Below are 3,813 nucleotides of genomic sequence, written 5' to 3'. Positions count from 1 at the left end.
CAGTGCCCCCTCATGGTGTAGGTCGTGCACACGGACACGGTGTCCCCACCGTCGCGTTGGGTCTCGAACCCGGTCGTGAACGCCTTGGTCGGCTGACCGTCCCGGTTGTACATCGGGGTCAGGTCGAACAGCTCGACGGCGCGGGACTCGGGGATGTCGAATTGGAACGCCGTGTACGCGCCGCTCGCGCAATCGGCGCGTGTCTCGTTGGTGTAGTTGTCCACGTTGTCGTTTCCCGTGTAGTGCGCCAAAGCGTGCCCGACTTCGTGCGCCACACCCTCCTCGACAAGCATGTCGTCGTCGCGGCGGAGTTCACCCAACGCTTCCGTGCGGTAGTAGATAGTCCCATCGCATATCGACATCATGGGGTCGTGTGAATGGCAGGGCATGGAGTCGAAATCCGTAGACACCGATGGCGTGGGAAATCCCGCCCCATGCGCCGCCCAGTACCGGGTCGCGTCTTTGCTTACTGCCGAAATCAGCTCGAACAGTGTCAGGTCCGTGGACGGAATCGACGACGGCGCGGCGGTGGTCACGGTCGCCGTCGGCGCGGCGGTAGCGGTGGTCGCCGTCGAAATATCGGTCCGTTCATGCTGCGCCTGCGCCGACATTGCCTCGGCGTAACCACGCTGTCCGTCCACCGACTTCGTGCATCCCGACGTCGCCAACGCCAGCGCCGCGAACGCCACTGCGGCGGCGCGGCGAGTCACGTTCGCTCCCATGGATAGTCACCGAACACGTGCGGTTCATCCTTGGCACGGGGCGTTTCATCCTTGAATCTCGGCTCGGCACTGGTGGCGCTGCCGAGGATGCCGCCCTCGACAGCATCCTGAATCGACGTGTGTCCGTGCTGGACGGGGTCCGCCGATTTAATGTCCGGGCGGGGCTTGGGTTTCCCACCGCCGCCACCTCCGGGAACGCCGGCGCCCATCGGACCTGACATCATCGGCGGTGGCGGCGGCGCGGCGACCGGCGGCGCGGCTCCCACCGCCGGGCGGTTCATTCCGGACACATCGGCTTTCGTTGTCACCCCGGTTGCTGTTGAGCCACGGTCAACAGGCACCGGCGCCGGTACGGGGGTGTCACCGGCAAGGGCTGTCCTGAGGTCATCGAGTGGGTCTTTGACTTCCACAGGCTTGCGGTCGCCGACACGTGGCGCACCCCCCATTGGCGGGATGGACGGATACCCCATGCCGCCGGCCCCCGACGACGGCATTGCCTGAGGCTGCGATGGCATTTGCGCCGGCGACATCTGCGGATAACCAAACTTGTCCGGCATCGGCGGGGAGGTGCCGCCCGTGTCCGTGTCCCCGGACAGCGACGTGCCCGGGTCCGACATCGGCAGAGGCGTACTGGGGTCGACTCGCGGCGCGGTGCTCCCGCCGCCCAAGTCATGCCCCCAATGACCGCCGCCTGGTGCGGTCGGCATCTCCACCGAGCCCAACGTCCCCACCGTGGGGGTGGTGCCCGACGCGTGGGTCGCCACCGCCGAGTCGTGCTTGTCCTTGACCTCCCGGTACTCGGACAGCTTCTTGACCTTGTCGTCTCCGTGAGCTTCCTCGAATCGGCTCTTCGCCTCGGCAACGTCCTGAACCGACGGGGCGTGAGCGAGCGTGGTGTCCACCCCGTGCTGCTGTGTGCACGCCTGGGCGATTTCGGACGCTTTCATCGACATGCTTGATTCCCACTGCCGCTGCTCCTGGATGAGCGTGTTCACGGCGTCGATTGTCGCGCCCTCGCCTTCGACAGGTTCGAGCGCGGGCAGGGAGTCAAGGCTGTCGGCGAAGGTGTGGAATTGTTCCGCACCGTTCTGGAACGCGAACTCGCTTGATGATGACGGCACGGTAGGTCTCCTAGATGGTGAAGGTCTCGGTGGGGATTTTCGTCATGCCCTGGGCATTCTTGTCCTCGGTCGCATCGTGCCCGTCGGCGAGCGTGGACAACTCCGCCGCCTTCGCCTGGAGACGCTCACAGGCAGTGCCGGCTTCCGTTCCGCACTTGTCCGCGAGCGCCGTCAGGGATGACACAGCGGAGTGATAACTCCCCATCGGTCCGTGCTTAGCGATGAACTCGGCGGACTCGGACTCGGCGGCTCCCGTGAGCTGTCCCATCGCCGTCGCGCTGCGACGGATGGCGGCGGCGCGGGCGGCGAGGGCGGCGGCGGCTCGACGCAGGACGGCGCTGTCGATGGCGATGTCGATTGCCACGTCACTTCCCTTCCTTCTCCGACTTATGAACCCAGGTCCACACCGTCCGCTCGACGACGCCCAGCTCGCGGGCGATGCGGCTGCATGGATATTCACGGACGCGGTGAAGCTCGCGTGCCAGCGCGGCGCGCTCATCCCACGACTTGCGGTAGGCATCGGCGTGGAAACGCACCTGCTCGTGGGCGTGCGACAAGCGTTCGGCGATGACCGACGTGTCCTCGTCCAGGGTCGTCAAGGTAAGCATGGTTATACACTATCACGAATATTCATACATCGCCAGTGGTGCATGATACGATGAGATCACCTCCTTTCGTGTGTGGTGAACAGGAATAGCCCCGGGAATCCCCGGGGCTATTTCTTTTCCCCGTGGGTACGGTCATGGCAGCAAATTCGGGACGGACGCCGTGGACGGGCACGGGACGGGCGCGGGACGGGCACGCGGCGGTCACGGGGCTCGGTCAGCAAATTCGGGCACGGCGCGGTGACGGGCACGGGACGGGCACGGTGGTCGGTCACACGGGCACACGGCGGTCACAGGCACGTGCACGGTCACGGGCACTCGGCGGGCACACAGTCACTCGGTCATGCACGGTCACGGGCACTCGGGCACGGGCACACGGGCACGGGCACTCGGCGGTCACACGTGCACGGGCACTCGGCGGTCACACGTGCACGGGCACTCGGCGGTCACACAGTCACTCGGGCACACAGTCACTCGGGCACTCGGGCACACGTGCACGGGCACGGGGCTCACGGGCACACGTGCACGGTCACGGGCACACGTGCACAGTCAGTCAGTCAGTCACTCGGGCACACGTGCACAGGCACAGGCACGGTCACTCGGGCACGGGGCTCACGGTCCAGGGGCTCACGGCGGGTTCGGTCAGGGTCCAGGGCTGTCCAGACCCCGCCGGCGGGGGTAAAAACACGCCCCTGACCTGCACGTTTCCACATCGTCCCAGGTCAGGGGCGTTTCGGGGTTCGTAGCGGTGTCCGTAGCGATGCCCGTAGCAGGGTACGTAGCAGGGTACGTAGCGCCCGCCGTAGCGGGGTCCGTAGCGGCGTGGGAGGCTTCCGGGAAGGGTGGAAACGCCGCAGGTGAAGCTAGTTTTTTGAACACACAACGAGGTCACCGAAACCACTTACGGACAGCCCCTGCCCGTAGCGGGGGTCCGTAGCGGGCTATCCGACCCGCCCGACCAGGTGCGGTCGACGGGCATCCCGCAGCTCCCGCACCGTTCTCTCCCCCATGCCCAGCTCGGCGGCGATGGCGGCGACGGGGGTGCCGTCGTCCAGCGCCGACAGCACGGCGGCGACGTTGGCGACGGGCGTTCGTTTCCCGGTCCGACCCAGCAGCTCCCGTGCCTCGGACAGATGTCGGTCGTTCACACGGTCGGGCACAGGGCGGTCACGGACCGTTTCGGGCACAGGCACGGGCACGGGCACGGGCACGGGGTCGTTCACGGCGGGCACGGGCACAGGTCGGTCAGGCACGGGCACGGGCACAGGTCGGTCAGGCACGGTCAAGGCGTGCTCGGCGCGGCGGACGGCGGCATCCCGCAGCCGTGCGAACGAGGTCACGGGACGGTCAGTGACCGTGCCCTGA

5 protein-coding genes are annotated in these 3,813 nt (G+C 66.9%); all 5 read right to left on the bottom strand.

Annotation, left to right across the window (positions count from 1 at the left end):
• A partial coding sequence (locus AC2VON_RS05530) for a hypothetical protein (protein ID WP_486952037.1) occupies window positions 1–710 on the bottom strand: 710 nt, incomplete at its 3' end.
• Complete coding sequence (locus tag AC2VON_RS05525) at window positions 707–1,843, bottom strand: hypothetical protein (RefSeq protein ID WP_486952036.1); 1,137 nt, start codon at window positions 1,841–1,843, stop codon at window positions 707–709. The genes AC2VON_RS05530 and AC2VON_RS05525, both read right to left, overlap by 4 nt.
• Window positions 1,844–1,853: 10 nt before the next feature.
• Window positions 1,854–2,207: a hypothetical protein gene (locus AC2VON_RS05520; protein ID WP_486952035.1), complete on the bottom strand. Its 354-nt coding sequence runs from the start codon at window positions 2,205–2,207 to the stop codon at window positions 1,854–1,856.
• 1 nt (window position 2,208) lies between these two features.
• A complete protein-coding gene (locus tag AC2VON_RS05515) occupies window positions 2,209–2,451 on the bottom strand; it encodes a helix-turn-helix domain-containing protein (protein WP_486952034.1) in 243 nt (80 codons plus the stop codon).
• A gap of 938 nt (window positions 2,452–3,389) precedes the next feature.
• Entirely contained in the window at window positions 3,390–3,608 is a 219-nt protein-coding gene (locus AC2VON_RS05510) for a hypothetical protein (protein WP_486952033.1), read from the bottom strand.
• Window positions 3,609–3,813 lie beyond the last annotated feature (205 nt).

It is taken from the genome of Mycobacterium sp. TH-M82 (assembly GCF_057473605.1).
The sequence above is the reverse complement of the archived record's forward strand: the minus strand, read 5'-3'. Positions and strand labels throughout refer to the sequence as shown.

Bases quoted from the DNA above. Each gene is read 5' to 3' on its own strand.
- AC2VON_RS05515 (WP_486952034.1), bottom strand. From the start codon at position 2,451: ATGCTTACCTTGACGACCCTGGACGAGGACACGTCGGTCATCGCCGAA.